At 65.8% G+C, this 17,404-nt stretch carries 16 protein-coding genes; 4 read left to right on the top strand and 12 right to left on the bottom strand.

All coding sequences use genetic code 11. The features are described 5' to 3' along the window. Window positions 1-975 carry a cysteine synthase A gene (gene cysK, locus GGR25_RS23170; RefSeq protein ID WP_183401254.1) on the top strand — a complete coding sequence of 325 codons (975 nt, stop codon included), beginning with the start codon at window positions 1-3 and terminating at the stop codon, window positions 973-975. Window positions 976-1,042: 67 nt separating this feature from the next. Here the strand turns inward: cysK and GGR25_RS23175 are convergent, their stop codons facing one another. Genes GGR25_RS23175 through GGR25_RS23185 form a run of 3 tightly spaced genes read right to left on the bottom strand, consistent with a single transcriptional unit; the run spans window position 1,043 to window position 4,192 of the window. Further along, window positions 1,043-2,035, bottom strand: a complete 993-nt coding sequence (locus GGR25_RS23175) for an Hsp33 family molecular chaperone (RefSeq protein WP_183401255.1) — start codon at window positions 2,033-2,035, stop codon at window positions 1,043-1,045. Beyond that, the gene (gene argF, locus GGR25_RS23180; RefSeq protein ID WP_183401256.1) at window positions 2,035-2,958 is read right to left on the bottom strand and encodes an ornithine carbamoyltransferase; all 924 of its coding nucleotides are present in this window, start codon (window positions 2,956-2,958) and stop codon (window positions 2,035-2,037) included. Before argF ends, GGR25_RS23175 begins: the two co-directional genes overlap by 1 nt. Window positions 2,959-2,968: 10 nt before the next feature. After that, entirely contained in the window at window positions 2,969-4,192 is a 1,224-nt protein-coding gene (locus tag GGR25_RS23185; RefSeq protein WP_183401257.1) for an aspartate aminotransferase family protein, read from the bottom strand. A gap of 411 nt (window positions 4,193-4,603) precedes the next feature. On the opposite strand from GGR25_RS23185, the gene GGR25_RS23190 reads away from it, so the two are divergent. Then, entirely contained in the window at window positions 4,604-5,155 is a 552-nt protein-coding gene (locus GGR25_RS23190; RefSeq protein ID WP_183401258.1) for a GcrA family cell cycle regulator, read from the top strand. A 268-nt stretch (window positions 5,156-5,423) separates the two neighbouring features. On the opposite strand, the gene phoB is transcribed toward GGR25_RS23190, so the two are convergent. From phoB to GGR25_RS23225, 7 genes are all read right to left on the bottom strand, one after another. After that, window positions 5,424-6,125, bottom strand: a complete 702-nt coding sequence (phoB, locus tag GGR25_RS23195) for a phosphate regulon transcriptional regulator PhoB (protein ID WP_183401259.1) — start codon at window positions 6,123-6,125, stop codon at window positions 5,424-5,426. A 33-nt stretch (window positions 6,126-6,158) separates the two neighbouring features. Beyond that, complete coding sequence (phoU, locus tag GGR25_RS23200; protein WP_183401260.1) at window positions 6,159-6,875, bottom strand: phosphate signaling complex protein PhoU; 717 nt, start codon at window positions 6,873-6,875, stop codon at window positions 6,159-6,161. A 22-nt stretch (window positions 6,876-6,897) separates the two neighbouring features. Then, window positions 6,898-7,683: a phosphate ABC transporter ATP-binding protein PstB gene (gene pstB, locus GGR25_RS23205; RefSeq protein WP_183401261.1), complete on the bottom strand. Its 786-nt coding sequence runs from the start codon at window positions 7,681-7,683 to the stop codon at window positions 6,898-6,900. After that, the gene (pstA, locus tag GGR25_RS23210; RefSeq protein ID WP_183401262.1) at window positions 7,680-8,561 is read right to left on the bottom strand and encodes a phosphate ABC transporter permease PstA; all 882 of its coding nucleotides are present in this window, start codon (window positions 8,559-8,561) and stop codon (window positions 7,680-7,682) included. Before pstA ends, pstB begins: the two co-directional genes overlap by 4 nt. Window positions 8,562-8,571: 10 nt before the next feature. Then, window positions 8,572-9,501: a phosphate ABC transporter permease subunit PstC gene (gene pstC, locus GGR25_RS23215; protein WP_246410205.1), complete on the bottom strand. Its 930-nt coding sequence runs from the start codon at window positions 9,499-9,501 to the stop codon at window positions 8,572-8,574. 159 nt (window positions 9,502-9,660) lie between these two features. Then, window positions 9,661-10,716, bottom strand: a complete 1,056-nt coding sequence (pstS, locus tag GGR25_RS23220) for a phosphate ABC transporter substrate-binding protein PstS (protein ID WP_183401264.1) — start codon at window positions 10,714-10,716, stop codon at window positions 9,661-9,663. A gap of 132 nt (window positions 10,717-10,848) precedes the next feature. Continuing rightward, window positions 10,849-12,186 carry an ATP-binding protein gene (locus GGR25_RS23225; protein WP_183401265.1) on the bottom strand — a complete coding sequence of 446 codons (1,338 nt, stop codon included), beginning with the start codon at window positions 12,184-12,186 and terminating at the stop codon, window positions 10,849-10,851. Between the two features lie 172 nt (window positions 12,187-12,358). On the opposite strand from GGR25_RS23225, the gene ppk2 reads away from it, so the two are divergent. Both ppk2 and GGR25_RS23235 read left to right on the top strand, forming a co-directional pair. After that, on the top strand, window positions 12,359-13,312 hold the full coding sequence (gene ppk2 / locus GGR25_RS23230) for a polyphosphate kinase 2 (protein ID WP_183401266.1): 954 nt from the start codon (window positions 12,359-12,361) through the stop codon (window positions 13,310-13,312). A gap of 55 nt (window positions 13,313-13,367) precedes the next feature. Beyond that, the gene (locus tag GGR25_RS23235; RefSeq protein ID WP_183401267.1) at window positions 13,368-14,552 is read left to right on the top strand and encodes a hypothetical protein; all 1,185 of its coding nucleotides are present in this window, start codon (window positions 13,368-13,370) and stop codon (window positions 14,550-14,552) included. Between the two features lie 18 nt (window positions 14,553-14,570). Here GGR25_RS23235 and cysN read toward each other — a convergent pair whose 3' ends face one another. Both cysN and cysD read right to left on the bottom strand, forming a co-directional pair. Further along, window positions 14,571-16,478 carry a sulfate adenylyltransferase subunit CysN gene (gene cysN, locus GGR25_RS23240; protein WP_183401268.1) on the bottom strand — a complete coding sequence of 636 codons (1,908 nt, stop codon included), beginning with the start codon at window positions 16,476-16,478 and terminating at the stop codon, window positions 14,571-14,573. Next, complete coding sequence (cysD, locus tag GGR25_RS23245; protein ID WP_183401269.1) at window positions 16,478-17,386, bottom strand: sulfate adenylyltransferase subunit CysD; 909 nt, start codon at window positions 17,384-17,386, stop codon at window positions 16,478-16,480. The genes cysN and cysD overlap by 1 nt, the downstream gene beginning before the upstream one ends. Window positions 17,387-17,404: the final 18 nt, after the last annotated feature.

Genomic DNA, 17,404 nt, shown 5'->3' on the forward strand with positions numbered 1-17,404 from the left:
ATGGCGGACACGGACGGAGCGCGGAAGCCGGGGCGCGGCCGCATCTACGAGTCGATCACCGACACGATCGGCGATACACCGCTGGTGCGCCTGAAGCGCATCGAGGCGGAGGCGGGTGTCGGGGCCAAGCTCCTGGCGAAGCTTGAATTCTTCAATCCGATCTCCTCGGTGAAGGATCGCATCGGCGTCGCGATGATCGACGCGCTCGAGGCCGAAGGCCGCATCACGCCCGGTCGGACCGTGCTCGTCGAGCCGACTTCGGGCAATACCGGTATTGCGCTCGCCTTCGTAGCCGCGGCGCGCGGCTACCGGCTGATCCTCGTCATGCCGGAGACGATGTCGATCGAGCGGCGCAAAATGCTGAAGCTGCTCGGTGCTGAGCTGGTGCTGACGGAAGGCGCCAAGGGCATGAAGGGCGCGATTGCGCGTGCGGAGGAACTGATCGCGGAGATCGGTGACGCGGTGATGCCGCAGCAATTCGCCAACCCGGCCAATCCCGCGATCCACCGCGCGACAACCGCGGAGGAGATCTGGAACGACACGCATGGTGACGTCGATGCCTTCGTGGCGGGTGTCGGCACGGGCGGGACGATCACGGGCGTCGGCCAGGTGCTGAAGCAGCGCCGTCCGGAACTGCGCGTCATCGCCGTCGAGCCGGCCGAGAGCCCGGTCCTTTCCGGTGGCGCGCCGGGGCCGCACAAGATCCAGGGTATCGGCGCCGGCTTCGTGCCGCCGGTTCTCGACACGACGGTCTATGACGAGGTGATCAAGGTCGCGAGCGCCGATGCAATTGCCCAGGCGCGCCTCGCCGCCCGGCTCGAGGGCATCCCGGTCGGCATCTCCTCGGGCGCGGCCATCGCGGCGGCCATCGAGGTCGGTCGGCGGCCGGAAATGGCGGGCAAGACGATCGTCCTGATCGTTCCGTCCTTCGCCGAGCGCTATCTCTCGACCGCCCTTTTCGAGGGGCTCGAATAGCAATCAGACGCGCCCTGCCGCGGGAATGCGGCGGGGTGCGTCCGTCCTGATCAATGATCCGATTGATTTAGTTCGCGAATTCGGCCGGGTTGAAGTCGTAGGCGAGGCCGCAGAATTCGCAGGTCACGGCGATCCGCCCGTCCTCGATCGACTGCTCGATCTCTTCGGCGGTAAAGCTGCGCAGCACGCCTTCGATCCGCTCGCGCGAGCACGAGCACTTGTCCTGGACCCGGCTCGGCTCGAACACCCGCACGCCGCGCTCGTGGAAGAGGCGGTAAAGCAGCCGCTCGGTCGTCACGTCGGGGTCGATGAGTTCGTGGTCTTCGACCGTGCTGATGAGCGACTGGGCCTCGACCCAGCGATCGTCAGCGTCCTCTTCGTCTGCTTCTGCGCCGCCGGGGGCGTCGCCGCCGGGCAGGTCGCGATGACGCTCCTCTTCCTCGGACTGCGGCAGGAACTGCACCATCACGCCGCCGGCGCGCCAGCTATGCGCGACGCCGCCATCCTCGCGCGTCATCATCTCCGCGACGGCGAGACGGACGGTCGTCGGAATCTGCTCGGACTGCTCGAAATAGGTATGGGCGACGTCTTCGAGGCTCGAACCGTCCAGCGAGACGATGCCCTGGTAGCGGCTGGTATGCGTGCCCTGATCGACCGTCATGGCGAGGATGCCCTTGCCGAGCAGGTCGGCCGGATCCGGCGTGCCTTCGGCTTCCAGCGCGGCGAGCCGCTCCTCGTCGAAACGGGCATAGGCGCGGAGGTCGCCGGGCGTGCGATAGTCGACCACGAGCATGTCGACGGGGCCGTCGGTCTGCGTCTGCAGGATGAACTGGCCGTCGAACTTGAGCGAGGAGCCGAGCAGCACGGTCAGGACGACCGCCTCACCGAGCAGCTTGGAGACCGGCAGCGGGTAATCGTGCCGGTCGAGCAAGGTCGACAGCGCCGGGCCCATCTGGATGGCGCGGCCACGCACATCGAGGCCGAGGACCTGGAAGGGCAATACGGCGTCGTCGCCCGCAGGCGTGATCGTCCGCGGCTCGCTGGCGCTCCCTGCGTCCATTACAGAGCCTCCTCGCCGGCGAGACACCAGGCGAGCACACCCTTCTGGGCATGCAAGCGGTTCTCGGCCTCGTCGAAGACGACCGATTGCGGGCCGTCCATGACTTCGGCGGTGACCTCTTCGCCGCGATGCGCAGGCAGGCAGTGCATGAAGACGGCGTCCGCATGGGCGCGCGCCATCAGCCGGGCGTTGACCTGATAGGGCTTCAGCAGATTGTGCCGGCGCTCGGCCTCGTTGTCGCCCATCGACACCCAGGTGTCGGTAACGATGCAGTCGGCGGCGTCGGCCGCCTCATGCGGATCCTCTCCGGCGATGACCTCGCCGCCATTCATCCGCGCCCAGTCGAGCAGACGATGGGCCGGCGCGAGTTCGGGCGGGGTCGCGATCTTCAGGCGGAAATCAAAGCGCGCCGTCGCGTGCACCCAGGAGGCGAGCACATTGTTGCTGTCACCGACCCAGGCGACGGTCTTGCCGGCGATCGACCCCCGATGTTCCTCGAAGGTCATGATGTCGGCCATCACCTGGCACGGATGCGAGCGGCGCGTCAGCCCGTTGATCACCGGAACGGTGGCATGGCGGGCGAGCTCGGCCAGCTGGTCCTGGTCGAGGATGCGGATCATGATGCCGTCGACATAGCGCGACATGACGCGCGCCGTATCGGCGATGGTCTCGCCGCGGCCGAGCTGCATCTCGGCGCCGGTGAGCATCAGCGTCTGGCCGCCGAGTTCCCGCATCCCGACGTCGAAGGAGACGCGGGTTCGGGTCGAGGGCTGCTCGAAGATGAGGGCGAGAACCTTGCCCGCGAGCGGGCCGACGCCGTCGCGCGCGCCATTGCGGACGGATTTCAGGCGCTTGGCGCCATCGAGGATGCGCCGCAGCGTTGCGGAATCGAAATCGCTCAGGTCGAGGAAATGCCGAACCATCTGCGCGCGCCTAGGCTTGATGGGTCGCGGGGGCGGGCTCGAACGCCCGGCATGCCGCTTCCAGCTTTTCGAGGGCCGCATCCACCTCGGCCTTGCCGATGGTCAGCGGGGGAAGCAGGCGCACGACATTGTCGCCCGCGCCTGCCGCCAGCATGTGCTGGGCGCGAAGCGCCGCCACGACCTCGGGCACGGGTTTCGCCGCATGCAGACCGACGAGGAGGCCCTCGCCGCGCACGCCGTCGAAGACGGTCGGGTGCTGGTCCACCAGCGCGGCAAGGCGCTGCTTGAGATAGAGACCGGTCTCGCGGACGTGATCGAGGAAGCCGTCGGCCAGGACCACGTCGAGCACGGCATTGCCGACGGCCATGGCAAGCGGATTGCCGCCGAAGGTCGTGCCATGCGTTCCGGGCGTCATCCCCTTGGCCGCCTCTTCCGTCGCGAGGCAGGCGCCGAGCGGGAAGCCGCCGCCAATGCCTTTGGCGAGCGAGACGATGTCCGGCGTGACGCCGGTCCATTCATAGGCGAACAGCTTGCCCGTGCGGCCGACGCCGGTCTGCACCTCGTCCATGACGAGCAGCAGGCCATGCGCATCGCAGAGCGCCCTGATCTCCTTGAAATAGCCCGGCGGAAAGCTCCGCACGCCGCCTTCGCCCTGGATCGGCTCGACCATGATCGCGGCGGTCTCGGGCGTGATCGCCGCCTTCACCGCCTCAATATCGCCGAACGGAACCTGGTCGAAGCCATCGGCCTTAGGGCCGAAGCCTTCAAGATATTTCTCCTGTCCGCCCGCGGCGAGCGTCGCCAGCGTCCGGCCATGGAAGGCGCCTTCCACGGTGATGATCCGGAAGCGCTCGGGATGGCCGTTCACGAAGTGATAGCGCCGCGCCGTCTTGATGGCGCACTCATTCGCCTCGGCGCCGGAATTGGCGAAGAAGACACGGTCGGCGAAGCTCGCATCGGCGAGCCGCTCGGCCAGCCGCTCCTGTCCCGGGATGCGGAAGAGGTTCGACGTATGCCAAATCTTGCCGGCCTGCTCCGCGAGCGCGGCGACCAGCACCGGATTGGCATGGCCGAGCGAATTCACGGCGATGCCGGCGGAGAAGTCGAGATAGGCCTCGCCCGATGGCGTAAACACCCACGCACCTTCCCCTCGCTCGAATTCGAGCGGCGCACGCGCGAACGTGTTGAAGAGGCTCGAATGCGACTTGGGCGGAACGGTAACGGGGGCGCTCATATCCCCTCCTTGGGTGTGGCCGTGACTTGACGATGGTCCAAAAATCAAAAGTGCCGCCCGAGGCCGTCGCGCCGGGCAGCACCTTTTTGCGTTGCCCTTATATCACGGTCGTGACGTTTTCTGTCAAGGAACGCCATGGGTCCCGGTGGCGTTGCACGGCTAAGCGCTTGACGCGACTCACGGATCAGGCATGTCGCCCTAAACTGGGGAAAAGGGTGAGATCGGCGTCTCGGATTCAGTGCGACTCTTGTCAGGGAGTCGCGCCATATAGTAGCTTAATGCTCGTTAAGATACGAAATATCGAGCGGTAGTACCTCCCCCCGATCGTTGCGTTAGCTGTGTCGTCGTTCGGCGTATCGAGCGGCGATCGATCTGGATTCGTACCACCGCTCCGACCGACAAGGATGAGCCATGACTTGGACGGACGAACGGGTTGAGTTGCTCAAGAAGCTCTGGACCGACGGACTGAGCGCCAGTCAGATCGCCACGGAGCTTGGCGGCGTGACGCGTAATGCCGTGATCGGCAAGGTGCACCGCCTCAGCCTCTCCGGAAGGGCCAAGCCTGCGGCCGCCCCGGTGGCGCGTGCCCGCAAGCCCGCTGCGACGACGTCGAACGGGCGCCAGATGCCCGCCGCCAGCCGGCCGCAGCCGACAATGCAGCGCCCCCTCGTCGCCGGCAATACGGCGCTGAAGCCCCTGGTTCAGCCGATGGCCGAACCCCGTCGCATGCTGCGCGCTACGGGCGGCGACGATGTCGTCGTGCCGATCAGCCTGCACGCGACGATCCTGACGCTCACCGAGCAGACCTGCAAATGGCCGATCGGCGATCCGAATTCCGAGGATTTCCATTTCTGCGGCCAGCGCTCGAACTCGGGCATTCCCTATTGCGAGTATCACTCCCGCATCGCCTACCAGCCGGTCAATGATCGCCGGCGTGAGCGCAAGCTCGTCGTCGGAGCCTGATCCCGTTCCGCGTGCCCGCCTGCCTTCCCCTCGCGCTCGCATGGAGGGGAGGGCACTCTTTTTGGAACCGGCGCGCCCGATCATCGTCTCCCGCTTGAGCCGGGGGGACGTTATCTCGTCCCTTCAATAATCTCTGACGGAAACACGGTCTCTGGCGGATACCGCTGAAGTATAGCCGGCGCGATCCGCGCGGCACCGTGGCGGTCGAACTCCCGGCCTTCGCATCGGATCGATCCGAAAGCCGGCTTCCACGCTTCGGCCCGAGGCTTCAGGCAACCCCGACGAACTGGTCGTCAAAGGCATAGCCCGAGCCGCGCACCGTGCGGATGGGGTCCTTGACGCGTCCGCGGTTCACGGCCTTGCGCAGGCGTCCGATATGGACGTCGACGGTCCGCTCGTCGACATAGACGTCCCGTCCCCAGACCCCGTCGAGAAGCTGCTCGCGCGAGAAGACGCGACCTGGGCTCTTCATCAGGAATTCGAGCAGGCGGAACTCCGTCGGCCCAAGACGCAGCTCGCGGCCCGAGCGGCGGACACGGTGCGTCTCCCGGTCGAGCTCGATATCGCCGGCCCTGAGCAGCGAGGCGATCACCTCCGGCCGCGACCGGCGCAGGATGGCGCGGACTCGCGCCATCAGCTCGGGCACCGAGAAGGGCTTGACGACATAGTCGTCCGCGCCCGTCGAGAGGCCGCGGATGCGCTCCTGCTCCTCGCCGCGCGCCGTCAGCATGACGATCGGCAGCGTGCGGGTGACGTCGCGTGCCCTGAGGCGGCGACAGAGTTCGATGCCCGAAATGCCCGGAAGCATCCAGTCGAGCAGCAGCAGGTCGGGAACGGTCTCGCGGAGCCGCGTCTCGGCATCGTCGCCGCGCGGCACCACTTCGACCTGATAGCCTTCCGCTTCCAGATTGTAGCGCAGGAGGAGGCTGAGCGCCTCCTCGTCTTCAACCACCATGACCCGTGGTGTCATTCATCAAATCCCGATCAGACCTGATCTCGGTGATCAGTTGTCCGCATAGGTGACGGTGGTAACGCTGGATTCGTCCTGCTTCGGACGGTCCTGCGTCAGCGCCTCGCCCGTGACGACATAGTGCACGGTCTCGGCGATGTTCGTCGTATGGTCACCGATGCGCTCGATGTTCTTGGCGCAGAACAGCAAATGCGTGCACAGCGAGATGTTGCGCGGATCCTCCATCATGTAGGTGAGGAGTTCGCGGAACAGCGACGTGTACATCGAGTCGATGTCGGCATCGCGCTTCCAGACCTCGAAGGCCTGGTGGACGTCGCGTGTCGCATAGGCGTCCAGCACGTCCTTGAGCTGGGCGAGCGAGAGCTCGGCCATATGCTCGACGCCGGTCATGAAGCGCTTCGACTGGAACTGGCCGTCGAGCGCCAGCACGCGCTTGGCGTTGTTCTTGGCGAGGTCGCCGATCCGCTCCAGATCATTGGAGATGCGCATCGCGCCGATCACCTCGCGCAGGTCCAGCGCCATGGGCTGGCGCCGCGCGATGATGCGGATGGCCTCTTCCTCGCACTGCCGCTGGATCTCGTCGAGCCGGCGGTCTTCCATGATCACAGTGTTGGCCATGACCGTGTCGATGCGCGTCAGCGCAGTGACGGAAAGATCCACCAGGCGTTCGGCGATCCCGCCCATCTCCGCGATGCGGCGCTGGACATCCTTCAGCTCGTCGTCGTAGCGCGAAACGATATGTTCCGACATGTCATCCTCCTGCCGTCGCCGGTCAGCCGAAGCGGCCGGTGATGTAGTCCTGGGTGCGCTTGTCGCTCGGCGCGGTGAAGATCTTCGACGTCTCGTCGAACTCGATGAGTTCGCCGAGATACATGAAGGCGGTGTAGTCGGAGACGCGGGCCGCCTGCTGCATGTTGTGCGTCACGATCGCGATCGTGTAGTCGGCCGTCAGCTCGTCGATCAGTTCCTCGATCTTGGCGGTCGAGATCGGATCGAGCGCGGAGCACGGTTCGTCGAACAGCACGACCTCGGGCCGTACGGCGATCGATCGGGCGATGCAAAGGCGCTGCTGCTGGCCGCCGGAGAGGCTGAGACCGCTCGAGGAGAGCTTGTCTTTCACTTCGTTCCAGAGCGCCGCGCGGGTCAGCGCCGCCTCGACGCGGGCGTCCATCTCGGCGCGCGAGATGTTCTCGTAGAGGCGGATGCCGAAAGCGATGTTGTCGTAGATCGACATCGGGAACGGAGTCGGCTTCTGGAACACCATGCCGATGCGCGCGCGCAGCAGGTTGAGATCCTGACCTGGGTTGAGGATGTTGCCGCCGTCGAACAGGACCTCGCCCTCGGCGCGCTGCCGCGGATAGAGATCGTACATCCGGTTGAGGACACGCAGCAGGGTCGACTTGCCGCAGCCCGACGGGCCGATGAAGGCGGTGACCTTCTTTTCGTAGAGCGGCAGGTTGATCGACTTCAGCGCCAGGCTGTCGCCATAGAAGAACTTGAGGTTCTTGATCGAGATCTTCTCGGGCAGCGCGTTCGGCGCGACAGCGGACTGCATCATTTCGAGGTCCTCGGGCTAAGGAAGGTGCGGGCGATGATGTTGAGCGCGAGCACCGCGATGGTGATGAGCAGCGCACCGCTCCAGGCGAGCTTCTGCCATTCCGGATAGGGGCTGAGGGCGAACTGGAAGATGGTCACAGGCAAGCTGGACATCGGCGCGTTGGGGTCGACGCTCCAGAACTGGTTGTTGAGCGCGGTGAACAGCAGCGGCGCCGTTTCGCCGCTGACACGGGCGATGGCCAGCAGGACGCCGGTGACGATGCCCGACAGTGCGGCGCGATAGGCGACCTGACGGATCATGACTGCGCGCGGCAGGCCGAGCGCCGCCGAGGCTTCGCGCAGCGTGTTCGGCACCAGATTGAGCATGTCCTCGGTGGTGCGCACGACGACCGGGATCACCAGGATCGCCAAAGCGAGCGAGCCGGCGATGGCGGAGAAGTGCCCCATCGGCGCGACCACGACCTCATAGACGAACAGGCCGATCACGATCGACGGCGCCGCCAGCAGGATGTCGTTGATGAACCGCACGACATTGGTGAGCTGGTTGTGGCGGCCATATTCCGCCATGTAGGTCCCGGCCAGGATGCCGATCGGGGTGCCGATCGCCACGCCGGCGATCGTCATGATCAAGCTGCCGATGATGGCGTTCAGCAGGCCGCCGGCTTCGCCCGGCGGGGGCGTCATCTCGGTGAAGATCGAGAGCGAGAGGCCGGAGAAGCCCTGGTAGAACAGCGCGATCAGGATCAGGGCCAGCCAGAGCAGGCCGAAGATCGTCGCGGCGAAGGACAGCGTCAGCAGGATGCCGTTGCTGCGGCGGCGCCTGCGATAGAGCGCCTGGGCGGCCGGCGTCGAGATGGCGGAATTTCCCAAAGATGCCATGGTGTTCGCCTCAGTTGCCGGCTTTGGTGTTCATGCGCGCCAGCATGATGCGGGCGGCAGCCAGAACGATGAAGGTGATGACGAAGAGGATCAGGCCCAGCGCGATCAGCGAGGACGTGTAGAGATCGCCCACCGCCTCGGTGAACTCGTTGGCGATCGATGCCGAGATCGTCGTGCCCGGAGACAGGATCGAAGCAGAGATCTTGTGCGCGTTGCCGATGACGAAGGTCACGGCCATGGTCTCGCCGAGGGCGCGTCCCAGGCCCAGCATGACGCCGCCGATGACGCCGACGCGCGAATAGGGCAGCACGACCTTCGTCACCACTTCCGCCGTCGTGCAGCCGAGGCCGTAGGTCGCCTCCTTGAGCACCGGCGGCACCGTGTCGAACACGTCGCGGGTGATCGAGGTGATGAAGGGCAGCACCATGATCGCCAGGATGATGCCGGCGGTCAGGACGCCGATGCCATAGGGCGGGCCGGCGAAGATCGAGTTCAGCACCGGGATCGGCGCGAAGACGTCGATGAGGAAGGGCTGCACCGTGGCCTGGAAGAAGGGTGCGAAGACGAACAGGCCCCAAATGCCGTAGATGATCGAGGGAATGCCGGCGAGCAGTTCGATGGCGACGCCGATCGGACGCTTCAGCCAGGGCGGGCACAGTTCGGTCAGGAAGATCGAGATACCGATGCCGACCGGGACGGCGATCAGCAGGGCGATGATCGACGTGACCACCGTGCCGTAGATCGGAGCCAGTGCGCCGAACTTCTCGGTCACCGGGTTCCAGCTCTGGGTGGTCAGGAAATCGAGGCCGAATGTTTGGAACGCAGGGATCGAGCCGTAGATCAGCGAGACGATCACGCCGCCGAGCAGGAGCAGGACCGTCAGCGCGGCTGCGAAGGTGACCCAGTTGAAGAGCAGGTCGCCGGCGCGCAGCCGACCCATTCGCTTGAGCTTGGTGCTGTCTACGCCTGCGCTCCGCAACCCGGTCATTATAGCGTCCGCCATCTCGTTCCCCCGGCCCTGATTGGAGCCTTCAATCTGAAGAGATCAGGAGAGGGGCGCCGCCCCTCTCCCAGGATCGATTGATCTTGCTTGCGATGCTTACTTGGCCATCTCGACGAAGAGCGGCTTGCCGTCCGCGCCGACGATATCCTTGGCCCAGGTGGCCTTGATGTTCGCAACGACGGAGTCGGGCATCGGGATGTAGTGCAGGTCGGCCGCGGCCTGGTCGCCATTGGCGTAGGCCCAGGCGAAGAACTTCAGGGCGGCGGCGGAAGCGGCGTCGTCCTTCGGCTGCTTGTGCATCAGGATGAACGTCGCGGCGGTGATCGGCCACGCCTTGGCACCCGGCTCGTTCGTCAGGATGACGTAGTAGCCCGGCAGCTTCGACCAGTCGACGCCTTCGGCGGCGGCGGCGAAGTTCGGCACTTCCGGAGCGACCGTCTGGCCGTCCTTGTTGACGAGCTTCGTGAAGGTCATGTTGTTCTGCGCGGCGAAGGCATACTCGACATAGCCGATCGAGCCGACCGTCTGCGACACGCCGGCGGCGACGCCTTCATTGCCCTTCGCGCCGAGGCCGACCGGCCATTCGACGGCAGAGGCGGCGCCGACGTCGCCGGCCCAGGCCTGCGAGACCTGCGAGAGATAGGTCGTGAACACGAAGCTGGTGCCCGAACCGTCAGAGCGATGCACGACGGCGATGGCGGTCGACGGCAGCGTCAGCGACGGGTTGAGCTTCTTGATCGCCTCATCGTCCCACTTGGTGATCTTGCCCTGGAAGATATCGGCGAGGGTCTGGCCGTCGAGGACGATATCGCCCGGCTTGACGCCCGGAACGTTGATGATCGGGACCACGCCGCCGATCACGGTCGGGAACTGGACGAGGCCTTCCTTCTCAAGCTCTTCCGGCTTCAGCGGGGCGTCGGTCGCGCCGAACGTGACCGTCTTGGCCTTGATCTGCTTGATGCCGCCGCCCGAACCGATCGACTGATAGTTGAGCTTGTCGCCGGTTTCCTTCTGATAGGTATCGGCCCACTTGGCGTAGATCGGATAGGGGAAGGTCGCGCCAGCCCCTGAAATGTCGGTGGCATTGGCCGATCCGAAACCGATGGCGGCGGTGACGAGACCTGCCGCGAATGCGATGTTCGTGAGTTTCACTGACCATCTCCCTGGTGCAGTCCAAAATGAAGCGGCGCTCCGTCGCAGAGAGGTCGCATCGGCAGCGCGGGTCGGACCCTAGTGGCCACCGGTAATGGTTCTATGACGAAGAGCTGACAAGTTTATGACAGGCTAAGTATCTGTCGACGCAGCGCTTATCGCGGACGGGAGAGGCTTGTCTGCGGTGGTGAAGGTCGGGAATTCGACTTTGAACAACGCGCCTTCCCCCGGCCGGCTCTCAATGTTCAAGCGGGCCCGGTGACGGTTCAGGATGTGCTTGACGATGGCGAGGCCGAGCCCCGTTCCGCGTTGCGCGCCGGTTCCGTCATTGGCCCGGTAGAACCGCTCGGTGAGCCGCGGGAGATGTTCGGCGGAAATGCCGGGACCGAAATCGCGCACACCGACGCCGACGAGCCCGCCATCCGCGCTCGCCTTGGCCTCGACGACAACGCGGCCGCCGGAGCGGCCATATTTGCAGGCGTTCTCAACGAGGTTCTGGAACACCTGCACCAGTTCGTCGCGGTCGCCCGCCACCAAAAGCGGCGTGGCCGGCAGAACCGTCTCGATCTGGACCGACTGTCCTTGGGCTTGCGGCTCCAGCGCATCCACGACGCCGCGGACAATCGCGACGACGTCGACCGGCGAGTCCGGCCGCATATGCGCCTTCATCTCGATGCGCGACAGCGATAGCAGGTCGTCGATGAGCCGGCTCATACGGGTCGCCTGGTCATGCATGATGGCCAGGAAGCGTTCGCGTGCCTTGGTATCGTCGCGTGCCGGCCCCTGCAGCGTCTCGATGAAGCCGGCGAGCGAGGCGAGCGGCGTGCGCAGCTCGTGGCTCGCATTGGCGACGAAATCGACGCGGATCTTCTCGCTGCGCCGCTGCTCGGTGAAGTCGGAGATGATCAGGACGATGAAGCCCGGACGGCTCGCGTCATCCTTGGGGTCCATGCGCGAGAATGATGCGCGGTACCAGCGCTCGGTCGGAACCCGCTCCAGGAACTCGATCCGCTCGGCCGGCCCGCCGGCGGCGACGCGCTCGAAGGTGCGGACGAACTCCGGCGCTCTGAGGCGCAGCGTCAGCGGATCGCCGGGGCGGATCGGAAAGGCAGCCTCGGCATGACGGTTGGCGTAGCGGACGACGCCGCGCCGATCGAGGATGATGCAGGATTCGGGCAGCGCATCCGCCATGCGCTTGACGCCCGTCTCGGGCCAGACCGAAGGCGGCGAGCGCCTGGCGAGACGCAAAGGCTCGATCCGCTCCTCGGCATAGACAATGCCGGTCGCGACGAGCATGAGCGCGAAGAGGAGCAATGCGGGGAGCGCCGCCAATTGACCGGTGACGACGAGCAACACGATCGCGGCGAACAGAATCCCGAGCAGAAGCCGCGCGTCCGCGATCTTCTGGAAGAAGCCGCGCGTGCGCACCGGGTCGGGAGCGTTGCCCTGCTCCTGGTCGTCTTCACTCATGCAGCAGCCTCGAACCCGCCTTCTCATCCACACGGGCAGTGGCGGCCTGCGCGGCCGCCATCGAACCGTCCGAATCCTTGGCAGAAGATGGCACAGGGTAGAGGACAAACCGACGACTTATGTGACAGAATCGCGCGCGACAGGCGGGACGCACGAAAAGGGCGCAAGACCCATGGCCAAAGAGAAGCTGAAGAAGGCGGACGCTGAGAATGTCGAGCCCGGGCAGGGTGTCGACACGCTGCCGTCCGTTCTGGTGCCCAACGTCGATGCCGCGCCGGTCACGCTGAAGTCGGGCAGCTTCGATCTGGACAATCCCGTCCTGCCATCCTGGGTCGAGGAAAAGGCGTTCAAGTCCGGCGGATATCCCTATGACAGGCCGCTGAAGTCCGACAAATACGAGGAGGATCTGAAGGCGCTCCAGGTCGAGCTCGTCAAGCTCCAGCACTATGTCGTGACCCGCAAGCTGAAGCTGGTGCTGATCTTCGAAGGGCGCGATTCGGCCGGCAAGGGCGGCGCGATCTTTGCATTCCGCCAGTATCTCAATCCGCGCAGCGCCCGCGATGTCGCGCTGCCGAAGCCGTCCGAGACCGAAGCCGGCCAATGGTATTTCCAGCGCTATATCGCCGAGCTGCCGACGGCCGGCGAGATCGTGACGTTCGACCGCTCCTGGTACAACCGCGCCGGCGTCGAGCCGGTGATGGGGTTCTGCACGCCCGAGGAGCACAAGATCTTCCTGAAGCAGGCGCCGCGCTTCGAGGGCATGCTCGTCGAGGCGGGCACCATCCTGTTGAAGTTCTGGCTCGACATCGGCCAGGAAATGCAATTGAAGCGGTTCCACGAACGCCGGCACAATCCGCTCAAGATCTGGAAGCTCTCGCCCATGGACTACGCTGCGCTGGACAAATGGGACGCCTATTCGGCGGCGCGCGACCAGATGCTGGAGGCGACGCATTCCGGCCCAGCGCCGTGGACGGTCGCGCTGGCCAACGACAAGCGGCGGGCCCGTCTCAACATCATCCGCCATGTGCTCGGATCGGTGGATTACGACGGGCGCGACAAGACCATCGTCGGCAAGCCGGATCCGCTGATCCTCGGCCAGGGACTTTCTTTCCTCAAGAAGAAGTGAGAGTGAGTCCGTCGCCGCTGCCGGCATCGGGTCGGCGCCGCCGCCTATCCACGCCATGAGCCAGCTCGACAACGTCCTTCGCCGATCGATCGCCCATATCGACCCTGCCGACTGGCAAGGGCGCGATCGGGTGTTCGCGAGCGCGCGCGAGGCCATGATCCGCCTGCTCCGCGTCTATGATCCGCCGCTGTCCGCTGACGATATCGATCGGAAGATCAAGGAGTTCGACGACGTCATCGGCGCGATCGAGGTCGAGTATCGCTGGGCGCGCCCCCTTGGGGACACGCTGGCGCTCGCTCCGCCGCGTCGGCCGGCCGCGCCAGTCCTGGCCGCCTTGCCGCCTCCCGAAGAGGACGAGGCGGACGAAGAGGATGAGGGCGCGGCTGTCGACACCGGGAGTGTCGACGAGGCGGACGAGCTCTATGCGGACGATCCGGATGACGAGGATTACGACGACTACGAAGATTATGACGGCGACGAATATCCATTTGACGGCGACGACGAGCCGCGGGGCGGCCTGTTCGGGCTGATCGACCGCATCGGCTGGCGCATGATCGCGGCGGTGATCGGCGCGGTCGTCATTGTCGGCCTCGCCGGATCGGCGCTTCTCGTTATGGGACACGGGTCCGGAAAGACCACTGCGTCCTCGCCGGAAACGCCGGCCGTCATCGATACGGCCGCGCCCGCATCCTCCGCACCGCCGCCGCAGGCCTCACCCGCTTTCGAGCCTCCCGCGACAGAGACAGCCGCGGCCCAGCCTCAGCCCGAGGCCCAGCCTGTTGCACCCGGCGGGCTGGCGCTGGAGACACTCGTGCTGTTCGACGGCCGCGATCCGGGCGTCTTCCAGTCGACCTCCGACAATCCCGTCGTCTTCCAGGGCGACCAGGACGGCGGCTTTGCGCGCGTCTCGTCCTCGACGACCTCGGCCGGAGCCCGGGTGCGGATCGGCCGCGGCGTCTATGAACGCATCGCGGGCCATCGGATCCGCATCGTGCTGGTCGCACGCGCCTCGCGGACCGCACCGGCGATGAATGTGCGCTTCGCCTATCAGAACGGCCGCGTCCAGAGCCCGTGGAGCGAGGTCAAGCTCGGGTCGAGCTACACCCCGCTCTCCGCGGAATGGACCGCGCCGCCGGAGCGCGGCGGCCCCGAAAACGATTCGCTGATCATCGAGCCCGGGATCCCGGGCGACGGCACGTCGATCGACGTCCGATCCGTCCGCATCGAGGTGCTGGGGTAGACGCATCCGGCGGCCGGATCAGCCGCCGAGATAGCCCCTCGTCTGCAGATAGGCGACGATACCATCCGCCATCGACTGGGCGTCGGTTTCCGTCGTCCTCAGATGGATCTCCGGCGCTTCCGGCGCCTCGTAGGGACTGTCGATGCCGGTGAAGTTCCGGATCTTGCCTTCCCGCGCCTTGCGATAGAGCCCCTTCGCGTCGCGCGCCTCCGCGACTTCCAGCGGCGTGTCGACGAACACCTCGATGAATTCGCCCGCCTCGACGAGATCGCGCGCAAGGCGGCGTTCCGAGCGGAAGGGCGAAATGAAGGAGACGAGGACGATCAGCCCGGCATCGACGAAGAGCTTCGCCGTCTCCGCGACGCGGCGGATGTTCTCGACCCGGTCGGCATCGGTGAAGCCGAGGTCGCGGTTGAGGCCGTGGCGCACATTGTCGCCGTCGAGCAGATAGGTGTGCCGGCCGAGAAGGTTCAGCTTCTGCTCGACCAGATCGGCGATGGTGGATTTCCCGGCCCCCGAAAGGCCCGTGAACCAGAGAATTGCCGGCTTCTGGCTCTTGGCGAGCGCCCGCGAGGCCTTGTCGACGGTGAGCGCCTGGCGGTGGATGTTGGTCGCACGGCGGAGGCCGAAGCGGATCATGCCCGCGGCGACCGTCTGGTTGGTGAAGCGGTCGATGAGAATGAACGCCCCCGTCGTCCGGTTCTCTTCATAGGCATCGAAGGCGACGGGCTCGGCGAGCGACAGGTTCGCGAAGCCGATGTCGTTCAGCGCCAGCGTCTTGGCGGCGAGCGGCTTCATCGTCTCGATTTCGAGCCGGTGCTTGAGCTCGCTCACGGCGGCGCCGACGACCCGCGTTCCGATCTTCATCAGATAGGGGCGCCCCGGCAGCATCGGCTCTTCGGCCATCCAGATCAGATGGGCGGCCACCTGGTCGGAAACCTCCGGGCGGGCCGTGGCCGGCGCCAGGATATCGCCGCGGGAAACGTCGATCTCGCGATCGAGCGTCAGCGTCACGGCGTCCTCCGCCGCGGCGCTCTCCCGGTCGCCATCATGGGTGACGATCCGGGCAACGCGGGCGGCATGGCCCGATCGCGCCACGACGATCTCGTCGCCGACGCTGACCTCGCCCTCGGCAACCGTGCCCGCATAGCCGCGGAAGGAAAGATCCGGCCGGTTCACCCATTGCACCGGGAAGCGGAACGGCCGCGACGGCGCGAGTTCGGGCGCCAGGTCGACGGTCTCCAGATGTTCGATCAGCGTCGGTCCCCGATACCAGGGCATGCGCTCGCTCTGGAACGAGACATTGTCGCCGAACCGGGCCGAGAGCGGGATGGCGACGCGGCTGGCGAAGCCGTAATGGCCGGCATCTTCGTCGAACGCGGCGACGATCCGCTCATAGACGGTGCGATCGAATTCCACGAGGTCGATCTTGTTGATCGCGAGCACGACATGGCGGATGCCGAGCAGCGCGGCGATGGTCGCATGGCGCCGGGTCTGGCTGAGGATGCCCTTGCGCGCATCGATCAGCAGCACGGCGAGATCGGCCGTCGAGGCGCCGGTCGCCATGTTGCGCGTGTACTGCTCGTGGCCCGGCGTGTCGGCGACGATGAAGCGCCGCCGATCCGTCGCGAAGAAGCGATAGGCGACGTCGATCGTGATGCCCTGTTCGCGCTCCGCTTCCAGCCCGTCGACGAGCAGGGCGAAGTCCATGGCGTCGCCCGCCGTGCCGAACTTCTTCGAGTCCTTCTCGAGCGCGACGATCTGGTCGTCGAACAGGCGCTTCGAATCGTAGAGCAGCCGCCCGATGAGGGTCGACTTGCCGTCATCGACGCTGCCGCAGGTCAGGAAGCGCAACGTTCCCTTATCGGGCTCGGCACGTGCGCTCGCTTCGCTCGCGAGCTGCAGCACGGTGAAGGGCTCGCTCATCAGAAATACCCCTCACGCTTCTTCTTCTCCATCGAGCCGCTCTCGTCGTGATCGATCAGCCGGCCCTGCCGCTCGGAGGTCGTCACCGAGAAGGTCTCGTGCACGATCTCCTCGACGCTGGCGGCGTCGGATTCGACCGCCGCCGTCAGCGGATAGCAGCCGAGTGTGCGGAAACGGACGCGCTTCATCTCCGGCACCTCTCCGGGGAGGAGGCGCATGCGCGCGTCATCGGCCATGATCAGCTGGCCGCCACGCCGCACGACCGGTCGGTCCGCCGCGAGATAGAGCGGGACGATCGGGATCGCTTCGGCCAGGATGTATTCCCAGATGTCGAGCTCGGTCCAGTTGGAGAGCGGGAAGACGCGGATCGTCTCGCCCTTGGCGATGCGGGTATTGTAGAGCGACCAGAGCTCGGGGCGCTGGTTCTTGGGGTCCCAGCCGTGATGGGCGGAGCGGAAGGAGAAGATCCGCTCCTTGGCCCGGCTCTTCTCCTCGTCGCGCCGGGCGCCACCGAAGGCGGCATCGTAGCCGCCGGCATCGAGCGCCTGCTTCAGCGCCTCGGTCTTCATGATCTGCGTATAATTGGACGAGCCGTGATCGAACGGATTGACGCCCGCCGCCGCGCCTTGCTGGTTGGTGTGCACCTTCAGATCGAGGCCCAGCCGCGCGGCCGTCTCGTCGCGGAAGGCGATCATCTCGCGGAACTTCCACGTCGTATCGACGTGGAGCAGCGGGAAGGGAGGCCGCGCGGGGAAGAACGCCTTCATCGCCAGATGCAGCATGACCGACGAATCCTTGCCGATCGAATAGAGCATCACGGGATTTTCGAAGGTTGCGACGACCTCACGCAGGATGAAGATCGACTCGGCTTCGAGGCGGCGAAGATGAAGCGGAAGTGCGCTGGTCATGGAGATCTCCGGAACGCA

Source organism: Kaistia hirudinis, assembly GCF_014196455.1.
Lineage (GTDB): Bacteria > Pseudomonadota > Alphaproteobacteria > Rhizobiales > Kaistiaceae > Kaistia > Kaistia hirudinis.

Coding starts and splice junctions, on each gene's coding strand:
- GGR25_RS23235 (WP_183401267.1), top strand. CDS start 13,368: ATGAGCCAGCTCGACAACGTCCTTCGCCGATCGATCGCCCATATCGAC.
- cysK (WP_183401254.1), top strand. CDS start 1: ATGGCGGACACGGACGGAGCGCGGAAGCCGGGGCGCGGCCGCATCTAC.
- GGR25_RS23175 (WP_183401255.1), bottom strand. CDS start 2,035: ATGGACGCAGGGAGCGCCAGCGAGCCGCGGACGATCACGCCTGCGGGC.
- GGR25_RS23185 (WP_183401257.1), bottom strand. CDS start 4,192: ATGAGCGCCCCCGTTACCGTTCCGCCCAAGTCGCATTCGAGCCTCTTC.
- pstB (WP_183401261.1), bottom strand. CDS start 7,683: ATGATGCAGTCCGCTGTCGCGCCGAACGCGCTGCCCGAGAAGATCTCG.
- ppk2 (WP_183401266.1), top strand. CDS start 12,359: ATGGCCAAAGAGAAGCTGAAGAAGGCGGACGCTGAGAATGTCGAGCCC.
- GGR25_RS23190 (WP_183401258.1), top strand. CDS start 4,604: ATGACTTGGACGGACGAACGGGTTGAGTTGCTCAAGAAGCTCTGGACC.
- pstA (WP_183401262.1), bottom strand. CDS start 8,561: ATGGCATCTTTGGGAAATTCCGCCATCTCGACGCCGGCCGCCCAGGCG.
- cysD (WP_183401269.1), bottom strand. CDS start 17,386: ATGACCAGCGCACTTCCGCTTCATCTTCGCCGCCTCGAAGCCGAGTCG.
- pstC (WP_246410205.1), bottom strand. CDS start 9,501: ATGGGTCGGCTGCGCGCCGGCGACCTGCTCTTCAACTGGGTCACCTTC.
- phoU (WP_183401260.1), bottom strand. CDS start 6,875: ATGTCGGAACATATCGTTTCGCGCTACGACGACGAGCTGAAGGATGTC.
- GGR25_RS23225 (WP_183401265.1), bottom strand. CDS start 12,186: ATGAGTGAAGACGACCAGGAGCAGGGCAACGCTCCCGACCCGGTGCGC.
- argF (WP_183401256.1), bottom strand. CDS start 2,958: ATGGTTCGGCATTTCCTCGACCTGAGCGATTTCGATTCCGCAACGCTG.
- cysN (WP_183401268.1), bottom strand. CDS start 16,478: ATGAGCGAGCCCTTCACCGTGCTGCAGCTCGCGAGCGAAGCGAGCGCA.
- phoB (WP_183401259.1), bottom strand. CDS start 6,125: ATGACACCACGGGTCATGGTGGTTGAAGACGAGGAGGCGCTCAGCCTC.